Here is a 22,104-nt window from a genome sequence, read left to right as displayed (position 1 = left end):
TAGTTTTTAATAATGAAGAAGCGCCCTTTTCGGTGACCATAAGTCCTACTGCTATGGGGGCCACCGCATTCGAAGTGTTGTCTGGAATTCCTGGAGAGCCTGCCGAATTAATAGGTATTCAACAATCTGTTACTTTTTTATATCCGGAAGCGGATGAAAACTTTTTTGCAATCGTACGCGCCATTGCACCCAATGATTTGGTGACGGAAGAACGTTTTGAAGTAGTACCGCCTGCAGACCCTTGTACTCAGATTTTCAGTGCCCCGGTTACTTGGGATGCTGACGGCCCCAGTGCCTTTGAATTTGGTTTCAACGGCGCCGAAGTGTCGGTGGTGCCAAATCCTGATCTATCTGGAGCCAATCCATCAGAATCTAATGTTTTGCAAATCACACAAGATGGAGGTGGAAACTTTGATGGCTTTGGCGTTCAAATGACGTCTCCTGCGCTCTTTACCGCAGCTGATAAGATTGTTCGATTGACATTCTGGTCAGATAGGGAAATTCCTTTAAGACTTACAGTACAGCAAGATCCAAACAATACAACTGAGCGTGAAGCCGAGGTTAACTTAATACATACTGGTTCAGGATGGGAAGAACTTCGTTTTGATTTCTCTACTGCAACTGCTGGCTTCACAGGTAGCCCTGATGGCGCATTGGGTATTCCAGATTTTGTTCCTTTTGTTCCGACTGGTGACTATATTAGATTCCAAATGTTCATAAGCCCTGGTGATGACGTTTCAGGTACGTTCTATTTGGATAACGTTGGTGTGTGCCCAGACGGCGGTGCAGCGCCTCCACCGGTTGGTGAAGAAGAAGAGGTGGAAGAACCAGATCCTTGTACTGCGATTTTCGAGACCCCAGTTACTTTAGATAATGGTGAAGAGTTCTTTGGTTTTAATGGTGTAACGGTGCAAACGGTTACCAATCCCGATCCTTCAGGGGCAAATCCCGAATCAAATAACGTTTTGGAAATCGTACAAGATGGCGGAGGTAACTTTGATGGCTTCGGAACCGTATTAGGAACACCAACCAACTTCGCTGCAGACGATAAGGTGGTTCGTGTATTATTTTGGTCAGAGGCGGAAGTTACTGTCAGACTGAATATGCAACAAAACCCAGTAAATAATGAGACCGCTCGTGAGGCTGAGGTTGCAGCCTCCCATGGTGGTACAGGTTGGGAAGAACTTCAGTTTGATTTTGCCAATGCAGCAGCAGGTTTTACAGGAAATGCTGATGGTGCGCTTGGTATAGCCGATGGTGAAAGTTTTGCGCCTACAGGTCAATACAACCAACCCACCTTCTTTATCGCTCCAGGTGAAGATGTTTCCGGTACGTTCTATCTTGATAATTTGGGTGTTTGCCCTGACGGTGGAACTCCGCCGCCACCTCCAGTAGATGATACGGAAGCTGATCCATGTTCGGTTATTTTTCCAGACCCTTTAACCTTTGAGAATGGTGAAGAATTCTTTGGTTTCAATGGCGTTACAACGCAGGTGGTAACAAACCCCGATTCCTCAGGTGCAAATCCTGAAGCGAATAACGTGTTAGAAATTGTTCAAGATGGAGGTGGTAATTTTGACGGATTTGGAACTGTATTGGCAAACCCCGTTGATTTTAGCGGTGACGATAAAGTGGTACGCGCTTTGGTATGGTCTAACGTTGCTACGACTTTTAGATTGAATATGCAGCAAAACCCTACCAATAACGAGACCGAACGTGAAGCGGAAGTCGCCGCAGCACACGGTGGAACCGGATGGGAAGAACTTCGTTTTGATTTTGCTAATGCTACTGCAGGTTTCGTTGCTGAAGGTGAAGCACTTGGTGTTGCAACTGGAGCACCTTTTGTGCCAACGGGGCAGTACAACCAACCAACGTTCTTTATAGCACCTGGTGAAGATGTTGCAGGAACATTCTATTTAGATAACATTGGTTCTTGTCCTGAATAATAATTATAGCGAAAATACATGAAAGTAAGGCGAGTCAGTTATTTACTCGCCTTACTTTTTAAAAGAATCAAAGAACTTTTTGTTAAAAAAATCGCTCTTAAAATTTATTTTTTATGAAAAATCGGGCGATCACTAAACCATATAATTTGTGGTTTGGTAGATATAACTAACTCAAGGTTACGGTTAAATACAAAGAGTAGATGAATTTTCTTCTGAATACTAAAAAAGCGATTATACTGATTCCTTCACTTTTTTGTGTCTGTTTATTGTTTGCGCAGACTGAAGAAGTATTCTTGGTCACTGATTTTGATGGAGGTGGAATTTTACCCAGCACTTGGGAATCTTTTGGCGATTTAGGATTGTATGGTGTCCAAAGAAATAATTCGCTCAGTGATGGTAAATATTATGAGTTGGCTTGGAATGGCACCTCTGATAAAGGTTATATCGTAAGCCAATCCGGCATCACTTTTAGATTGATTCCCAAAAAAAAATTGAAAGGTAAGACCATAGACAATGTTTTTTTAAGGCTTGATGTCAATTGTGGCGGAGCACCGGGAACGGTTGTAAATATTGTTTTGGTAGATGGTCCTAATGATTGCTGTAAAAATGAAGTGAATTGGCAATATACTTTTACAAAAGAGACATGTGAGTGGGAAACTTTAGAAATAAATCTAGCTGATTTTGGGTATGCCTATGATCCTAATAATCACGAAAAGACCATAGATTTCACAAAAGTTGGTCGAGTGAAGATAGGTATTAACCCTGAACAAGGACCAAAAAAGCAAGTGGTCCAATTTGATAATGTGCAATTGGTGGTTAAAGAAGAAGTGACTGCCCAAGGATACCAACCAAATATTGCGATACCTGAAAGCACAACCTTAAAAACAGTTGCTAAAGATTTTTTTGTTGGGGTTGCTGTCAATCCTGAGCGGGTAAGCGCTGCAGACCATAGTAGTGTTTATACCAGAGAGTTCAATAGCATTACAGCTGAAAATGCCATGAAGATGAAAAGCATTTTCAAGGGTCTTGATGAAAATAAGAAGATTATATATGATTGGACCCAAGCGGATGCCATTGTTGATTTTGCGGAAAACAATGGAATGAACCTCCATGGACACGCATTGGTTTGGCACGAAAGCATACCTGATGTATTAGAAAACTTCAAAGGAACCAATGCCCAATTTGAAGCCATAATAGAGCAATATATTACCACTGTGGTTGTCAGGTATAAGGGCAAAGTTGATTCTTGGGATGTAGTGAATGAGGCCATAGCAGATAAAACTTCTAAAATGCGGGAATCCTTGTTTTCAGAACGAATGGGGCAAAATTATGTAGCAAAGTGTTTCGAATTTGCGCGAAAAGCGGACAATAAGGTCAAATTGTTTTACAACGATTACGGCTTAGAACATGACGTTCAGAAACAAAAGGGTGCTTTTGAGCTCATCGATGGTTTAAAGAACAAAAACTTGATTGACGGCGTAGGATACCAAATGCATTTGGATTATAACTTTCCCAGCAAGGCTACGCTTCAAACTGCGACCAATCTAGCTGTAGACCGCGGTCTTTTGATTCATTTTTCTGAGTTGGATATAAAAACAAATCCTAAAGGGGATGTAAATGAACTTACCGAACAACGGAACCAAGCGCAGGCAAAAAAAGTTTACGAAGTGGTTTCAGTGTATAATAATATCCCTGAAAACTTAAAATACGCCCTAACAGTTTGGGGACTTAAGGATGATGAGTCTTGGATTACACCGCGATATGGTTTTCCAGATTGGCCCTTGTTGTTTGATGCCAATTTTAAAAGAAAGGAAGCTTTTTCAGGCTTTGTTCAAGCTTTAGAATAAATAAGGAGTAATAGGTCGTAAATAGGTTAAAAAATAATAATAAAGACAAATAGTTCAACTAATATAATACGTATGAATTCGGTTAAAATCATAGGAAGTGCTCTGGTAATCTTTTGTTTCTTAGTGGGCTGCTCAGAAACAAAAAAAGAGGCAGATAATGTAAAAATCATCAGTAAGTCTGAATTTGAACAGCAAGCAAAAGACTTGGTTGCTCAAATGACACTTGAAGAAAAAGTGTCGCAAATGAGTTATGAATCCCCTGCTATAGAACGCTTGGGCATACCGGAATATAACTGGTGGAACGAGTGCTTGCATGGTGTTGGTAGAGCAGGGCGTGCCACTGTTTTTCCTCAAGCGATAGGCTTAGCTGCTACTTTTGACAAAGAGAACATGTCTTTTATTTCAGAAATTATTTCAGATGAAGCACGTGCCAAACATCATGATTTTGCTTCAAAAGGTAAAAGGGGCATTTACCAAGGCCTTACGTATTGGACACCAAACATTAATATTTTTCGTGATCCAAGATGGGGTAGGGGTATGGAAACCTATGGGGAAGACCCCTATTTGGCAGGTGAACTAGCCGTTCGTTTTATAAAAGGATTACAAGGTGATGATCCCAATTACTTAAAACTGGTGGCCACTGCAAAACATTTTGCCGTACATAGTGGGCCAGAGGCCGACCGTCATCGATTCAATGCAGTGCCCAGTCCTCAAGATTTTTTAAATACCTATAGCCCACATTTTGAAAAAGTGGTGAAAGAAGCCGATGTGTATTCCATTATGTGCGCCTATAATAGTTACAATGGTGAACCCTGTTGTGGTAATCAAGAATTGAGCGGATTGTTACGAAACGATTGGGGCTTTGAAGGGTATATTGTTTCCGATTGTTGGGCCATTAGAGACTTTTATGATGAAAATGCGCACCACATAAGTCAAGATGCAAAAGAGGCCTCTGCATTAGCCGTAAAGGCAGGAACCGACTTAAACTGTGGTAATTCATACCCAGCCTTAGTTGAAGCCGTGAAAGATGGCTTGATTTCAGAAGCAGAGCTTGATGTTTCTTTGGAACGATTAATTGTTGCTCGTCTAAGATTGGGCTTATTTGCTCCTGAAGGAGCCGTAAAGTATGCTGATATTCCTTATGATGTAGTTGACTCTGAAAAGCACCAACTGGCAGCCCTTGAGACAGCCAGAAAATCTATGGTGTTATTAAAAAATGAAAATAAGATTTTACCACTTGATAAAGCAAAAACAAAAAAACTTACCGTTATAGGTTCCAATGCTGATGATTTAGAAGTGTTGTTGGGCAATTACAATGGGTATCCAACCACACCAATTACTCCTTTAGACGGTTTAAGAAATAAGTTGCCGAATGCAGAAGTCTCTTATGCCATAGGATGTAAGTTGGCAGAGGGTCTTCCTGTTTTTGAAGCTATGCCAGAGTCGGTATTGTTTTCAGATAGTTCACTAAAGACAAGTGGTCTTAAAGGAGAATATTTTAATAATATCACTTTTGAAGGGGAACCAAAACATACCAGAATTGATAAGACAATTGATTTTACTTGGCGCACAACACCTCCTTTTGAGGACATGGATCCAGACACGTATGCGGTACGTTGGTCCGGGGTACTTACTGTGGATAAAACAGGATCATATGCTCTTGGTGGTGAAGCTTTTTCATCTATGAAATTGTTTTTGGACGATGAATTATTGATGGAGCGTAATGATGTACACCATCCGAAGAAAATATACGAATACGTCACCTTAAAGGCGGGTAAGAAGTATGATATCCGATTTGAATGTACCCAAAATAAGACGGAACACTCTATTATGAGATTGCTTTGGGAAGCACCAAAAGACAATCTAGAAGAAGAAGCTATCGCATTGGCTAAAGATGCAGACGCTGTAGTATTATGTATGGGTATCAGCCCGTTATTAGAGGGAGAAGAAATGAAAGTTAAGGTAGACGGGTTCTCTGGTGGTGACCGGGTACATACCAAATTGCCAAAAACCCAATCTGATTTGATAAAGAAAATTGCAGCCTTAGGCAAACCAACTGTATTGGTGTTGTTGAATGGTAGTGCACTTTCCATAAATTGGGAGCATGAAAATATCCCGGCCATTATTGAGGCTTGGTACCCAGGTCAAGCAGGTGGTACTGCTATAGCCGATGTTATTTTCGGAGATTATAATCCATCGGGTAGGCTACCTGTAACTTTTTATAAAGACATCAATGATATTCCTGCTTTTAGCGAATACGATATGCGAGGGAAAACCTATCGTTATTTTAAAGGAGAACCCTTGTATGAATTTGGGTATGGTTTAAGCTATTCGACCTTTAAATACAGTAATCTGAACATTCCTGATGAGCAGAAGACTGGTGATGAGGTTACCGTAACGGTTGATGTTCAAAATACCAGTAAAGTAAAAGGTGACGAGATCGTACAGGTCTACGTTCAAAACACGAATGCCGATGAATTTAATCCGCATAAAACGCTCGCAGCCTTTGATAGGGTTTCATTGCAACCGGGAGAAAAGAAAACCGTGTCGTTTACGATTGCTAAAGACCAGTTAAGTAGTGTAACCACGCAGGGGCAAAAAGTTATTCAACCAGGAGCGTATGCCATATCAGTAGGTGGGGCACAACCTTCTACCGAAAGAATTGAAAATGGCACAGTAGCTCAGAAAAAAATAATGCTTGCAGGAGATGTAGTGAAATTATGATAGCTTTTACATCAGAACCAAAAGCGTCGATTGCTCTCAGGAGTTACTTGAACCAATAACTATGCTAAAAGAGTGTAAAAAAAAACCATCATTGGCATATTCGCAATGATGGTTTCATGGCTAATGTTTAGATATAATCTAAAGGGTTAAAAATTTACTTTTCCAAGATTCCTCATAAGGTTTGCCCCAATGGTTCATGGCATCCCTGTTGAACATGGTACCTTTTATATCATCTACTTCAAAGTTTTGTTTTATTCGCGAAGAAACATTGGCATAATGCACCATTGCCATGGATATATTGGCATCTTCAATAGGTGCGTATAACTTTGTTTTCCCACGAATGGCATCGAAAAAGTTTTGCACATGAAGTGTAGACATATCGCCACCACCACCAAGGGCAACGCCTCCTTCTTCACCGCCACTGCTCACTTCTTCAACCAATTGTCCTTTTCTATCAAAAAGTCTATAATGACCTCGGTTTACAAAAACGGTACCCTCGGTTCCGTAAATGATTACCCCACGGCCACTACCGTAGGTATTGTAAGCATTTCGGCTTTTGCCGTCCCATTCAATTTGCTTGTTCCCTTCAAAAGTAAAACGGGCCAACATGGTATCGTACATCTCCCAGCCATCATCCTTAAAATGCCTTTTGTCAGACTCTACTTCCACCAATTGCGGTAAGTCCACATTTAAAGCCCATCTAGCCACATCTAATTCGTGGGTTGCGTTATTACCCATTTCGGCGGTGGCATAGTTCCAACCGTACCAGTGCCAATTGTAGTTCCAAGTTTCTGACGTATACTCCCGATGCACCGCTGGACCTTGCCATAGATTCCAGTCCAATCCCTCAGGCACAGCGGCTTTTTGCTGATTGGGTACTTCCCCACGACCATTGCTATAGAATGCTATAGCTTTGTAGGCTTCTCCAATAGTACCTTCATGAATTTTTTGGATGATTTGCTGAGTATGTCCCGATGAACGTTGCTGATTGCCCATCTGAACAATCTTCCCATACTTTTTGGTTGCCGCTACGAGAAGTTCGTTCTCCTCCATAGTGCAACTACTGGGTTTTTCAACATATACATGCTTACCGGCCTTCATGGCCATAATGGCTCCAGGGGTATGCCAATGGTCGGGCATGGCATTGATTAAAACATCTACCTTGTCATCATCAAGCACTTTGAAAATATCCTGTTCTAAGGTGGGTTTATATTTGATATGTTCTGCAAACTTTTCTGCTGCTTTGGTCATTTGACTCTGTTTGGCATCACACAGATATGTTAACCGAACGTTGCTATCCTTATGGGCGATGGGGGCGTAATAGGCACCTAATCTTCGGCCCAAACCTGCAATGGCTACATGCAAACGGTCATTGGCCCCCATAATGTTCTTATAGCTTTGGGCACTCATACCCATTGATGAAGCACTTGCTAGACCTATGGTCCCCAAAGTTGTTTTCTTCACAAAACTTCTCCTACTATTTTGCTTACTCATAAGTCTTTATTTTAATGTTTTTAAAGGAAACTAGGTCGCCATGGTCCTGTAAAAGAATATTGCCTTTTTCCAAAAGTCCAAAATTTGGCCAGTCTTTGTACTTGCTTTTCGCTACCAATTTTAAGAACTCGTCACTACCACGTTCGTATTCCAAAACCTTAACACCATTGAGCCAGTGTTCAACCGTGTTGTCTTTTGATACGATATGTGCGGTGTTCCATTCTCCAACGGCATTCATGTGTTTATTGGGGTTGGCCTGAATCAAATCGTACAAGGAGGCTACTGTTCGACTTCCCTCATGGCTGCCCTTTTTTGCGTCAGGGTGACGCTCATCATCCAAAATCTGGTATTCCAATCCTATCGAAGATCCTTCACCCTTGTTCAATTCGGTATCCACGTAATATTTGATGCCGCTGTTTGCACCTTCGGTGATTTTAAAATCGACTTTAAGTTCAAAGTTGGCATACATTGCCTTGGTGACAATATCACCACCCGCGGCAGATTCCGCTCCACCACTTGCAAGTACACTGAGTACACCATCCTTGATTTCCCATCCTTTTTCTGGGAATTCCTCCAATTTGGCACCACGCCACCCGTTTGTGGTTTTTCCATCCCAAAGTAGTTGCCAGCCCGATTTTTTTTCTTCAAAAGTGAGTTGGTTTTTCGTGACAACTGCCGGTAGGGGTGACGTTTGGGTATATTGATTAAGATTTTCCGTTATAAACTCAATATTTCGCCATTTAATATCGACCCCAGGTTTTCCTTTTTTGCCAATACTGTGTACTTGAAGGCCTAAAAAACCTTCTTGGTTCATTTCGTCCACTAAATGTGATGCAGGTACACCATTAATCCATGTTTTTAAGGTGTCACCAATGGCTTCGATTCTAAAATGGTTCCAATCGTTGGGCTTATACGTTTTTTGTGCCGCTTCATTACCTTCTAATGGATGCAACCACTTTCGGCGCTTTTCATCATAAATACCTCCGCTCCAAGAGCGTTCAGACGGGTCTATTTCCACTTGATATCCATGAACAATACCGTCTCGGTACCAATCATAACTATTGCTACGTATCTGTACTCCAGAATTGGAAACGGAATCGGTCTTAAAATCAAGTTCCAAAATAAAATCGGAATAAATGGAATCGGTAACCAAAAACGTATTTGGGGTATTGGCAACTGTAGTTCCAATGATTTCTCCATTTTCAACACGATAGGTAGCCTCACCGCCCAGGGTATGCCATCCCGTTAAGGTCTCACCATCGAATATGGAGGTTAGATGGTCTTTGTTTTCTTCCATGCAACTTGTCAAAAAGACAAAAAGAAATAGAAAGCATATCCTTGGAAAATAGTGTTTTACGTCAGTTTTTTTCATTCGTATTTGATTTATTAAGCATAGGTCTAAAGTTATCTTTTATTGACCGTAAACTATCCTGTAGTCTCATGTCAGCATGATTGGCACTAAATTTTAATTTGTACCAAACACCACAGGATAGCATAATTAGGTCAAAACACTAGCTTGCTCGAAGACAATGACTTCATAAAAACTTTAAAAATTGAATGGTAATAAGCAAACACTAAGGGGTTTCAAATGGCTCTTTATGATGGCCTTGATTTTTTATGCCCTTCAACTTTGTGCCCAACATAAGTTTCCACAGTTGGTTGAAGAGGATTCCATAGGTTTTACCTCCATCTTCGATGGAGAAACCTTAAACGATTGGGAAGGCGACCCCACCTATTGGCGCGTAGAAGATGGCAATATTATTGGGGAGGTTACTTCGGAAACCTTACTCAAGCGAAACTCTTTTTTAATTTGGCGTGGGGGGCAACCGGCTGATTTTGAACTCAAACTAGAATATAAGGTTTCAAAAAGCGGAAATTCAGGTATTAACTACAGAAGTGTGGAAGTTGAAGACACCCCTCATGCGCTAAAGGGGTATCAATGTGACATTGATGGTGGTGGCCGTTGGAGCGGTCAAAATTATGAGGAACGAGGGCGAAAATTTTTAGCCTTGCGCGGGCAGTTTTCACAAATTAAAAATCAAACAGAACCTCAAGCCTACGGCACTATTGGTGATAAAGACGATTTGCTTGAATTTATCAATGATGAAGATTGGAACATATGCCATATCATTGTTCGAGACAATACTATGGTACATATTATTAATGGTCAGGTGATGAGTGTGGTTATCGATAACGATGAGGAGAATAGAAAAAACAAAGGTTTGATTGGGGTACAGGTACATACAGGACCACCCATGACCATTGCCTATCGAAATATAAGATTAAAAGAGTACTAAAACATGAATATGAAATTCGCATTGGCGTTTGCATTTTTGTTGCAGATAAGCATTTTAGAGGCACAAGAATCAGTCTTGTCCTTACCCCTTTTGGAAGAACAACACTTTTTTGAAGAAAAAGATGGCATGGTAGCGGTGGAGGCCGAATTCTATTTCAAACAACAAAAGTCTGACCCCCGACAATGGTACCGCTTCAACAAGCACGAATCACCAACCACCAATAAAGAAAACCATAGCCTTGGAACTGGTAATTACGGCTATATTCAACTATTGCCCGATACTAGGGTAACACATGTCGATAGATTAATAAAGGGTGAGAATTTTTCAAATGAAGCAGGTGCTTTAGGTATCGTTACCTATCGTGTTAAAATAAATACCCCGGGGCGCTATTACGTATGGTCTAGGGCACTTAGTTCAGGCAGTGAAGATAATAGCGTACATGTGGGAATCAATGGTGAATGGCCAGAGCACGGGCAGCGTATGCAATGGTGCGATGGAAAAAACCAGTGGACGTGGGCTAGCAAGCAACGTACAAAAGAGGAGCATTGTGGAGTTCCTAATGAAATTTACCTCGATATTCCCGCAGCGGGCCATCACAACATTGAATTCAGTATGCGTGAGGATGGTTTTGCGATGGATAGATTCTTATTGACCACAGATAAGGATTTTGTACCATCTGAGATAGGTCCTCCAGCAAGAATCAAATGGCCGGAGCCTTCCTATTACGAAACCATAAGCACTTCGGTAATTGAAAATAAAACATTGCCTGTTGCTGACTTTCCAATGCAAAACACAGGATTTTATAAAGACGCAGGCGGTAGGTGGTTTGCCATTAATCCCAATAAAAACAAAGAAGCTTCCACTTCAGTGGATTTCAACTTTAAAAGTGGTTTATATGACGTGGTATTTGTTGGGGTAGGCGAAAATGATGGGCAATCCGAATTTACGGTGTTGATTAACGATAAAGAATTGGGAACCTTCTCGCCCAAACTATCACAGAAACTGTTTTTTGAAGGAAACGGTTCCAACAAGGTTTGGGAGAAAGTAAACTTACAAACTGGTGATAGGATTACCGTAAAGGCTAAAATTGGTAGTAAAGACGGTAAAGAATGGGCCAGGGCACGTTGGTCAGGATTGATTTTTGCTCCTGTACGTAAAGGCAAATTGGTCAGCAATGCTCCGGGAGTATTGGTTTCGGGGAATTCCAAACCACCCACCATAAACGCACCAAAAGGGCGAATTGCCATCGTTGCCGACGGGAATTCCCCCGACCCTGATGATTTGGGTGGTACTGCAGTTTCCATTTCGCTACTGCGTGCTGCCGGTCTCGAAGATAGGTTGGTGCATTACTCCCATAGCTGTGATTTGGTACGTGTGGAACGCATATCTGAACGCGCAGAAAGAGAACGTCATGCCCTTATGCAATCTGCTTGTGATGTAACCGCTAGGCGGTGGGGCGGATTTGATGACCTCACCTTTTTTGATGCCAAGTGGCAACAAGAAAAAACAGTAGCTGATTTGGCAAATGCGATAAATGCTTCTTCTGCCGATGACCCTTTGTGGATCATTGAAGCTGGAGAACCCGATATTATCGGACTCGCTTTGGATGCTTCTAAAAAAGAAAAACACCGATATGTGAAAGTGGTGACGCATCATCCTGCCAATGATGATGCCGGTGATTTTTATTCATGGCAACAGATTTTGGATTACGGGGTGGAAGAAGTGCGTATTCCCGACCAAAACGTGAACCTAAAGGTGAATATTGAAAATTGGGATTGGGCCAAAAACCATCCGGACCCACGAGTGCAATGGGTTTGGCTGCAAGGCAAGATTGCTGAGGTGGACGATGTAGTCAGATTTCAAAAAGGAAAATGGGACTGCTCGGATGCAGGGATGGTGCTGTATTGGATTACAGGCGCAACTAATGGAGGTTTAAGATTGGGAACGGTGGCTGATGTGAAACACATTTTGCTGAGTTCCATCGAAAATAAATAACAATAGATGGCAAGATATATTTCAGATTTCGGCTTGGTTACAATGAGGAAATTCATAGGAATTCTCTGTGCCTTATTTTTTGTAGGATGTGAGCAAGACGTAAAACCAACCAAAAATGTCTTGTTCATTCTTGTGGACGATTTTGGGTATAACGACCTAAGTTTCAGGGGCAGCAAATTTTATGAAACCCCCAATATAGATGCTTTGGCAAAAGAAAGTACCATTTTTAACGAGGGCTATGCCAACTCTAGGGTTTGCAGTCCGTCCAGGGCCAGTATTATGACAGGGAAATTTACTGCTCGTCATGGAATTACGGATTGGATTGGAGCTCCCACAGGTGCAGAATGGCGAAAGAGGAATAGATTCAACCAGCTTTTGCCACCGGAATACGTAAGGCAATTGCCTTCAGAAGATATCACTTTAGCTGAGGCCCTTAAGGAACAAGGGTATACCACTTTTTTTGCTGGTAAATGGCACTTAGGCGGCGAAGGTTCCTGGCCAGATGACCATGGATTTGAGTACAATGTAGGCGGTTGGGACTCCGGTAGTCCAAAAGGGGGGTTTTTTGCCCCGTATAACAATCCAAAGCTAAAGAACGGACAGCCTGGTGAAAATTTAAGTATGCGGTTGGCAAAAGAAACCGTAGCCTTTATGAAGGACCAAAAAGAACAACCCTTTTTTGCCTTTCTTTCTTTTTATGCCGTGCATGCACCCATACAGACTACCCAAGAAAAATGGAACAAATACCGAAATAAAGCTGCAGCCAACGGGTTGGCAGCATCGGGTTATGGCATGGAGGCCGTGCTGCCCATACGCCAGGTTCAAGACAATCCCATTTATGGCGGATTGGTCGAAAGTATGGACGATGCCGTGGGTCATGTTTTGCGATCGCTAGAGGAACTGGGGCTAGATAAGAACACCATGGTGGTATTTACTTCGGATAATGGAGGCGTAGCTTCTGGGGATAATTATGCAACATCCAACCTTCCGTTACGTGGGGGTAAAGGTTATCAGTTTGAGGGAGGTATTAAAGAGCCTTACCTCATAAAAATCCCTTGGCTCGACAATCAGGTGGTTGAGACCAATGTGCCGGTAACCGCTGCCGATCTCTATCCAACTATTTTAGATGCCGTTGAGGTGGAATTGATGCCTAGCCAACATCAAGACGGAATGAGCCTTCTTCCACTGATGGGCGGATTGCCTACAAAGGAACGCAGTCTAATCTGGCATTATCCACATTACGGAAATCAAGGTGGGCAACCATCCTCCATTATTAGAAAGGGGAAATGGAAACTCATTCATTACTATGAAGATGGTCGGAACGAATTGTATGATTTGGAAAGGGATATTTCAGAAAAGAATAATATATCAGAGGAAAATCTAGAACTCACAAAGGTTTTGTATGAAGAGCTAATGGATTTCTTGAATGGGGTAGATGCTAAGTTTCCCGAAAAAGACCCACTTTACGATGCTGCAAAGGAACGGGTTTATTTAGAGCGAATGGCTACAGAAAAGCGGAAAGCTTTGGAGCAACAACGTTTGGAAATACTTGAACCCAATTTTCAGCCCAATGAAGATTGGTGGGGCAGTCAAACCACAAAAGATTAAATATGAATCAATCCTTCTTCTTTAAATATCTTTTATGCTTTTTAGTGCTTGGGATGGTTCTCATGTCGTGCAGTAAAGAAAATAATGCGTTGCCAAAAACGCTTGTTGATGATTTTAAAAATCCACCTAACGCCTTTAAACCTATGCCCTTTTGGCATATTAATGGAGAATTGACTTCTGAGGGTATTCGCCGGCAGATGAAAGATGCCAAGGAATTGGGTGGTTTTAGTGGTATAAGCGTTTTGCCTCTGGCCCCTAAAAATGATGGAAGACCCGGTACTACGCCTAAATTTCTATCGCCTGAATATTTAGCGCGTTTTCAAGATGTTCTCGAGACTGCTGAAGAATTGGATATGGAGGTGATTTTATATGACGATAATGATTTTCCCAGTGGTATGGCGGGTGGTCAATTGGGTGAGCTGTACCCCCAACATACCATGAAACGCTTGGATAAAATTGAACATACGGTCCGGGGGCCAAGGCAAATAACGCACAAACTTCCCGACGGGCAGGTACTTTCCATAGTGGCCATGAATACCGAAACTTTGGAAAGAATTGAACTTACTCCATTTACTAAAGATAATTATTTGAGTTATGACCTGCCAGCAGGAATCTGGAAAGTCATGTGCTTTGTTTTGGTAAAGGATAGTTACCACAAGGCCTACCCCGTGGTGGATTATTTGGATACCATAGCAGTAGGTAAACTCATGGAACTGACGTATGATATACACCAAAAGAACTTTGGAAACTATTTTGGGAAGACCATCAGAAAAGTATTTTTCGATGATGTGGGCTTTTGGAAGCACCCCCGTACATGGACGGGCTCATTCAATGAAAAATTTGAGGAAATCAATGGTTACGACCCCAAACCATGGTATCCCACTTTGTGGTACGATATTGGCCCACAGACCGAATCGGTACGCCATGCCTTTTTTAAAACCCGGGCAGAATTGTTGGCGGAAGGTTTTCCAAAATTGGTAGGTGAATGGGCCAAAGCAAACGGTTTAAAGGATACGGGGCATCCGCCGGGAAATTATGACCCTACCCCAATAGATATGAATGCCGATATCTTTAAATTTTACAGGCATATGGCCATGCCGTTGACGGATGCCATCATCGGGTATCAGTTTGGTCAAAATGGGCACAAATTGATTAGTTCTGCCGCGGATTATTATGACAGGCCTGTGGTTTCCACAGAGATTTATGGAGCGTACAAAGAAAAATCCTTTGATTCGCTGATGCTGTATCGTTCGGTAATGGACTTGTTTTCTCGTGGAGTGAATTTTGTGGTGCCCCATGGTTTGTGGTATAATCCAGAGCAGGTATATATTTCTCCATTGGTTTCACCCTACAGTGAAAAACTGGCGCCGGCACTACCTGAGTATTCTGAGTTTGTTGGCCGTGCCTGTATGTTGCTTCAAGGTGGCAAACGGGTATCGGAAATAGGAGTTTTTTATCCTTTTGAAGAACTGGCGGGCTGGTACCGTTTTGAAGACCCTGCTAATCCACGACAAGGCTTTTTTATATCGCCCGAAACCAATTACTTAGAAGTCAGTGGTATGTTGACCAATGACTTACGACAAGATTTTACGTTTATTCACCCCGAGTTTTTCCTAGATGAAAAATATAGTATCGAAGAAGGTTCATTGAGTCTCAACAATACCGAAAACCAACAAACCTACAAAACCCTAATTCTAACAGGCTGTAAAGTAGCTTCGGTAAAAACCTTGCAAAAACTCAAAGACTATTACGATAAAGGTGGATTTGTGATTTCAACAGGACAGTTACCCTTTAAAGCTGCTGAAATGGGCCAAGATAATGAAGTACAGGCGTTGATTAAGTCCATTTTTAATGTAGATGCCAATGTGCCAACTACCCAAGAGTCTGTGGTCAATACCAACGATAAGGGTGGTAAAGCCATGCATATTGCCAAGCCGACCCAAAAACTATTGGCAAAGGCCTTGAATATGGGTGGTACCCAAGATGTTCAATTTATGCCCAACCCCGTTTTGGCTTCTGATTTTGGCAAGTTCAATTACATCCATAAAATCAAGGATGGGCGACATATTTATTTTTTTTCTAATTCAAGTGACGAAACCATCGAAACAAAGGTCACTTTAAAAGGTAACATTGAGTTGTTTGAGGCCAATCCGCATGACGGAAGTATTCTTCCATTGCAACAGACGAATCATTCCACCAAAGCAAATCAAGTCTATACAACGGCAGAGTTAATCTTGTCGCCAGTTAGTAGCATGTTTTGGATATCAAATCAATAAAAACAATTCTATGAGAACACGGCTACTTATTTTAATCGTATTTATCGGATTTTGGGTAAATGCCCATGAAATCAAAAATTTGAAGTGCGAGAATCAAATAAATCCATCGGGCATAACAAATGCCAGACCCCATTTTAGTTGGACGTTTGTTCCAGGTGGGAACAGTACCGAACAAGGGGGCTATCGCATCATGATGGCCACTTCTATTGAAAAACTCCAGTACCCGGATATTTGGGATACTGGCCCAACCAGTACTTCAGAAACCGGCCCCTTCGAATATTGTGGTGAGCCTTTAAAATCCGGTCAGCGTATTTATTGGATGGTTACGGCCTGGGGCAATAATCGTGGTGTTACGCACAGCGAACCGGCATGGTTTGAGATGGTTGAAATCGAAAACCCTGAAACCCCGTTCAAACCTCATGTTTTTGATCAAGAACAAGGTGTTGTTAAAATAGCCCTGAATGGGGATGATAAAGGAAGGGTTTTTGAAGGAATTGGAGGGGTAAGCGCAGGCGCTTCCACTGATTTATTATATGATTATGAGGATCCCACAAGAAGTCAGATTTTAGATTTCTTATTCAAACCAAAATTTGGAGCGGGTTTTCAACATTTAAAAGTGGAAATGGGTGGAGGTGAGAATTCAACCTGCGGTTCAGAACCATCCCATGCCATCACCCGCGAAGAGCTACAGCATCCCGTTTCAAGAGGTTATGAGTTCTGGTTGATGAAAGAGGCTAAAAATCGAAATCCGGATATGATTCTGGAATACCTACCATGGAGCTTTCCCGCTTATCTAAAGCCCAACATTTTCAACAAAGAATCTGCGGAGTATTTTGTTACATTTCTAGATGTCGCGAAAAAACAATGGCAGTTGGATATAGATTGGGTGGCGGCCGCGGAAAATGAGAATTATACGAATAGGGATTGGTTGGTCAATGATGTTCGGCCATTACTGAATGCCCGTGGATATGAAAATGTAAAAATACAAGGGCCTGATGACAATAGTGGTGACTGGAAAATATTTAATGAATTTGAAAACGACAAAGCCTTTGATGATGTAGTGGAGGCCGTTGGTTATCATTATGTCACCGGTCGTGAATTCAATGAAAATATGGTAGATGGTCGAGGACGGCCAACTACTGATAAAGCCAAAAACACTGGCAAACCATTATGGGCCAGTGAAGATTGGAGCTGGACGGGCAAAGATTGGGGAGGTGCTGGAGCGTTGAATTTAGCGCGTATGTACAATAAATTCTATATCAGGGATAGAATTACGAAGACCTTAATATGGGCTCCAATTGGATCTATCTACGAAACGGTTACCTGGGATAAGGCTGGGGCAATGAAAGCCAATAGTCCCTGGAGCGGATACTATGAAGTTTGGCCAACCATCTGGGCCACTGCCCATACCACTCAATTTGCAGAACCCCATAATTGGAGGTATCTAGATGATGCCTGTGGTCTTTTTGATAGCGATACCTACAAAGGAAGTGCCGTTGCACTTAAAGAAACCAATGGAACGGATTGGAGCCTGATCTTATGCACCGAAAACAAGGAAGAAGTGGAAATCAAGATAGCGGAAAATCTCTCCAACGGTAAAATCAATATTTGGAAATCCAATAAGGAAGAACAATTCATAGGACAAGAACCTATTTATCCTAAAAATGGTACCATTAGGCTTTCTTTGGATGCACAAAGCATCTATTCCTTAACAACTACCTCTGGACAGCAAAAAGGGAGTTACGAAATTCCGGACAAAACGTCTTTTCCTTTTCCCTATAAGGAAGGTTATGAGGACCGAAAAGTTGGGGATTTGCCCAAATACCATTCGGATCAAACAGGCAGTTTTGAAATCGCCCTTAAAGAAGACGGGACACAATGCTTAAAACAAATTGTCCCTGAACAGGGTTACGATTGGATGCGCGTATACCGACGTTCCAATATAAAGCCCAATACCTTAATTGGAGATGCCACTTGGAAAAATTATACCTGTAGTGTAGATGTATTTATCGAAGGCGGTGATGTGGAAATTGGTGGAAGGGTCACGGGTAGTTATTTGAAGGGCTATCGTTTTCAAGTGACCAAAGAAGGTGATTGGAAAATGTTGTTTGATCAAGAGACACTTCAAAATGGTTCCATCGCCAATTTTGACCCAAAAATGTGGCACAAACTCCAGTTGAAATTCAATGGGAAAGCGATTGAAGCTTTTGTTGACGGACAGCGAGTAATGAAGACATCGTATCAAGAGAAAAATGGATATGTCATGCTCGCCAGTTCTTATGATGGAAACCGTTTTGATAACCTTGAGATAATACCTTAACATGCTATTAATGGCATCCATATCCAACTGTATTTTCAGATGAAGATCAACTTTCACATTCTTGTCTGTCTTTTCTCCATTTGCTTTTCATGGGTGACTCATGCACAATTGAATTCCTTGAAGTTAGAGGAAGGTTTCCAAAACCCACCAAATCAAGCCAAAGCACGTACTTGGTGGCATTGGATTAGTGGCAACGTATCTAAAGCGGGCATCACCAAAGATTTAGAGGCCATGAAAGCGGTTGGTATTCAAGAAGCACAATTGTTTAATGTGCACTTGGGATTCCCGCAGGGACCTGTGAAGTATCTTAGCGAGGCGTGGTTGGATTTGTTTCATTTTTCGGCACAAGAAGCCAAGCGTTTAGGACTGGAACTGGCCTTTCACAACGGCCCGGGCTGGTCGTCTTCCGGAGGGCCATGGGTTACCGAAGAACATGCCATGCAAACGGTGGTTTTTAGCAAACTTGAAGTTGTCGGTGGAAAAACAATAGCACAAAAATTACCACGGCCAGAAACCAAATTCGACTACTATAAAGACATAGCCGTTTTGGCCTTTCCAAAACCAAGGCAAGATCAGCAAATTGAGGGTTTGGATTATAAAATGTTATCCGAACGCATCCGGAATCATTTACTACCTGACCCTAAAGCGATTTCAAAAGATGCTATTATCCCCACGGCATCAATTATCGACATCACTTCTAAGCTTTCTGAAGACGGGAGCCTGGAATGGACTGTTCCTGAAGGCGAATGGATTATTCTACGATTGGGGCATACCCCCATTGGCACAACCAACCGCCCAGCACCGCCAGAGGCCAAAGGTTTGGAAGTGGATAAAATGAGTACCAAGGCGCTTGATGCTTATTGGGCAGCAGGGGTACAACCCATACTCGATAAGTTGGGCGATTTGGTAGGTACTACCGTAAACAATTGCCTGATTGATAGCTATGAGGTAGAAACCACCAACTGGACAGTAGGGTTTGATACCCAGTTTGAAGGTTTAAGAGGATATGATGTAACTCCATATTTACCAACGTTAGCAGGTTATTATGTGGAAAGTGGTGAAGTATCTGAGCGTTTTCTTTGGGATTTCAGAAGAACTGTAGGCGATTTAATAGCCAAAAACTACTATGCACATTTTGCAGCATTGTGTCATAAAAACAAGTTGAAATTTTCAGTAGAACCCTACTGGGGCCCATTTGATAATATGCAAGTGGGTGCTACAGGTGATATTGTCATGTGTGAGTTTTGGAGCGGTGGCTATCCGTTTTTTGATTCTCCAAAATTCGTGTCGTCCATAGCGCATTTAAATGGAAGTTCCATCGTAGGAGCGGAGTCATTTACGGGTATTGGAGGCTGGGACAAACACCCAGCAGATTTAAAAACGATTGGGGATCGAGCCTGGACAGAAGGCATCACCCGATTCATTTTTCATACCTACGTACATCAGCCTTGGGATGTTGCTCCGGGCTTGGCCTTAAGTTATCACGGATTCGATTTTAACCGATTTAACACCTGGTGGCCGCAAAGCAAAGCCTATATGGAGTATATCGCACGTTCGCAGTACCTCTTACAACAGGGTAAAAATGTAGCCGATGTGTTGGTTTTTACCGGAGAATCATCACCAAACACCGGGTTTATTAAACCTATAATTCGGGCCATGGGTTTTGATTACGATTTAATCGGTGCCAACAAATTGAAAGATGTAACTGTAAAGGACGGAACAATGTATTCCTCCGTTGGAAATGCCTATCAACTTTTGGTCTTACCAGAATCCGATTTTATTCAACCTGAGACCTTGGAAAAAGTAAAAGAATTGGTCGATGGTGGGGCAAAAGTGATTGGATATCAACCCAGGCAATCCCCTAGTTTAAGCAATTATCCTGCCTGTGATGAAGCGGTTAAAGCGTTTGTGGATGAGATATGGGGAAAGGGTCTAGTTCAAGATACGAGTATTGAAGAAGCATTAAGCAATACAACACCAGATTTTAAAATTGAAAGTAATGATGCTTCGGATATCAGTTTTATCCATAGAAAAACAGATGGGGCTGATATCTATTTTGTAGCCAATGCTAGCAAAGAAGCCAGAGAGATAACAGCCCGCTTTCGAGTAACGGGCAAGCAACCCGAATTCTGGAATGCCGAAACGGGTACAATCACAGACGCTGTAGTTTTTAAAGAAAATGACGACGGCACAACTAGTGTATCCTTAACATTGGATGCAGAAGCGTCGGTATTTGTTATTTTCAAAAAGCCAATAAAACAAAGGCATTTGACAGAAGTTGTTGAGAGGCTAGAACAACCCGAAGCTGTACCACTTCCAGATTTAAAAATTGTGAAGGCAGAATACGGTACGTTTCTGCAAGAAGGACTGGTAGATATTACCGAAAAAGTAGCCGATGCCGTTAAGGATGGAGTTCTCGATTTTAAAATGACCCGTGCGTTTTGCGATTGTGACCCTGCCATGGGATATAAAAAAGCGTTTAGAATGGCCTATAGCTTAGGTGGTGTTGAAAAGGAATTGTATGCCGAAGAACGCGAGCATATAAAAATAGGTGCTGGAAATAAGGAGCTAAAAGTTTTAAAGGCGGTTTTCGGAAAATTTAAAGCGGAAACCAAAGGGGTGCCACAGGCCTATAAAACTTTAGATGTTACCGATAAAATTATCGACCGAGTAGCAAAAGGAAATTATAAAATACCAGTGGCCGATGCCTTAATTGAAAACAAAGGTTTAGAAAGTCCAAATACGGTTTTAAAAATAACGTACATCACGGAAGGTGAAGATTGCTCGTTGACCATTCCAAAAGGACAGTTTTTAGACTTATCAAGAGCTATCCCTAAACCAGGACTAGTGTATAGAAATGATGCCATGCATTGGGTAACACCTTATGCTGGAGATATCGAATACACCAGCGTATCGGGAGCGGTAGAACGTAAACGAGTTACATCAATACCGGGTCCTTTAGATTTGTCAGGTGGTTGGGAGGTTACCTTCCCAGGTAAAAATGAAACATCAAAAACCGTAAAATTCGATTCGCTTACCTCATGGTCCAATCATCCTCATAAAGACCTAAAATATTTCTCGGGAACAGCCACCTATAAAAAAACCTTTGAACTAACCGCTGACTTGCTTCAGAAGGACAAGCAGTTAGAACTGGATTTAGGAAGTGTGGCTGTGATAGCCGAAGTTTTGGTAAATGGCAAAACAGTAAGAACCCTATGGAAAGCTCAATTTAGAACCGATATTACCGATTACGTCAAAACAGGTTCAAATACTCTTGAGGTAAAAGTGACTAACCTCTGGCCAAACCGTTTAATAGGTGACGAACGCTTTGATTTGGACTATGAACTCCAAGGAAAGCGACCGAAACAGGTGCCTGATTGGTTATTAAATAATACAGAACGACCCTCTGAACGTACCACTTTTGCATCATGGAAGCATTGGGATGTAGATAGTCCGTTACTGCCATCGGGACTATTGGGCCCAGTAACCCTAAGAACGTACCAAAAAATAAGATTGAAATGATAAAGACCAAATATCTTGTGGGAGCCCTTGCCTTAATGATCATCGCTTTTTCCTGTAAAGGTCAGGGTAAAAAAA

At 41.9% G+C, this 22,104-nt stretch carries 11 protein-coding genes; 9 read left to right on the top strand and 2 right to left on the bottom strand.

Going from position 1 to position 22,104, the window contains the following annotated elements; all coding sequences use genetic code 11:
• Window positions 1-53 precede the first annotated feature (53 nt).
• The 3 genes from FBT53_RS08615 to FBT53_RS08605 all read left to right on the top strand — a co-directional run bounded on the left by FBT53_RS08615 (window position 54) and on the right by FBT53_RS08605 (window position 6,517).
• Complete coding sequence (locus FBT53_RS08615) at window positions 54-1,946, top strand: hypothetical protein (RefSeq protein ID WP_136950773.1); 1,893 nt, start codon at window positions 54-56, stop codon at window positions 1,944-1,946.
• A gap of 200 nt (window positions 1,947-2,146) precedes the next feature.
• Window positions 2,147-3,793: an endo-1,4-beta-xylanase gene (locus FBT53_RS08610; protein WP_136950772.1), complete on the top strand. Its 1,647-nt coding sequence runs from the start codon at window positions 2,147-2,149 to the stop codon at window positions 3,791-3,793.
• Window positions 3,794-3,865: 72 nt separating this feature from the next.
• Window positions 3,866-6,517, top strand: coding sequence for a glycoside hydrolase family 3 C-terminal domain-containing protein (locus tag FBT53_RS08605; RefSeq protein WP_136950771.1), 2,652 nt, complete (start codon window positions 3,866-3,868; stop codon window positions 6,515-6,517).
• Between the two features lie 138 nt (window positions 6,518-6,655).
• On the opposite strand, the gene FBT53_RS08600 is transcribed toward FBT53_RS08605, so the two are convergent.
• Together FBT53_RS08600 and FBT53_RS08595 are read right to left on the bottom strand one after the other, a co-directional pair.
• Complete coding sequence (locus FBT53_RS08600; protein ID WP_136950770.1) at window positions 6,656-8,011, bottom strand: Gfo/Idh/MocA family protein; 1,356 nt, start codon at window positions 8,009-8,011, stop codon at window positions 6,656-6,658.
• Window positions 8,004-9,308 carry a DUF1080 domain-containing protein gene (locus FBT53_RS08595; protein WP_240729794.1) on the bottom strand — a complete coding sequence of 435 codons (1,305 nt, stop codon included), beginning with the start codon at window positions 9,306-9,308 and terminating at the stop codon, window positions 8,004-8,006. The genes FBT53_RS08600 and FBT53_RS08595 overlap by 8 nt, the downstream gene beginning before the upstream one ends.
• 301 nt (window positions 9,309-9,609) lie before the next feature.
• Here FBT53_RS08595 and FBT53_RS08590 point away from each other — a divergent pair, with 301 nt between their 5' ends.
• From FBT53_RS08590 to FBT53_RS08560, 6 genes are all read left to right on the top strand, one after another.
• Window positions 9,610-10,308 (top strand): DUF1080 domain-containing protein, encoded by a 699-nt coding sequence (locus tag FBT53_RS08590; RefSeq protein WP_136950768.1) that lies wholly within the window; start codon window positions 9,610-9,612, stop codon window positions 10,306-10,308.
• A 3-nt stretch (window positions 10,309-10,311) separates the two neighbouring features.
• Window positions 10,312-12,303 carry a hypothetical protein gene (locus tag FBT53_RS16220; protein ID WP_205729036.1) on the top strand — a complete coding sequence of 664 codons (1,992 nt, stop codon included), beginning with the start codon at window positions 10,312-10,314 and terminating at the stop codon, window positions 12,301-12,303.
• 6 nt (window positions 12,304-12,309) lie between these two features.
• Window positions 12,310-13,911 (top strand): sulfatase, encoded by a 1,602-nt coding sequence (locus FBT53_RS08575; RefSeq protein ID WP_240729793.1) that lies wholly within the window; start codon window positions 12,310-12,312, stop codon window positions 13,909-13,911.
• 2 nt (window positions 13,912-13,913) lie between these two features.
• Entirely contained in the window at window positions 13,914-16,187 is a 2,274-nt protein-coding gene (locus FBT53_RS08570; RefSeq protein WP_136950767.1) for a glycosyl hydrolase, read from the top strand.
• A gap of 10 nt (window positions 16,188-16,197) precedes the next feature.
• Window positions 16,198-18,507 (top strand): hypothetical protein, encoded by a 2,310-nt coding sequence (locus tag FBT53_RS08565; protein ID WP_136950766.1) that lies wholly within the window; start codon window positions 16,198-16,200, stop codon window positions 18,505-18,507.
• A gap of 117 nt (window positions 18,508-18,624) precedes the next feature.
• Window positions 18,625-22,029: a glycosyl hydrolase gene (locus FBT53_RS08560; RefSeq protein WP_205729035.1), complete on the top strand. Its 3,405-nt coding sequence runs from the start codon at window positions 18,625-18,627 to the stop codon at window positions 22,027-22,029.
• The last annotated feature ends 75 nt before the right edge of the window (window positions 22,030-22,104 follow it).

Origin of the sequence: Flavobacterium sp. ASW18X, assembly GCF_005144745.1 — a bacterium.
Classification (GTDB): domain Bacteria; phylum Bacteroidota; class Bacteroidia; order Flavobacteriales; family Flavobacteriaceae; genus Croceivirga.
This window is presented reverse-complemented; position numbering and strand designations above follow the sequence as displayed.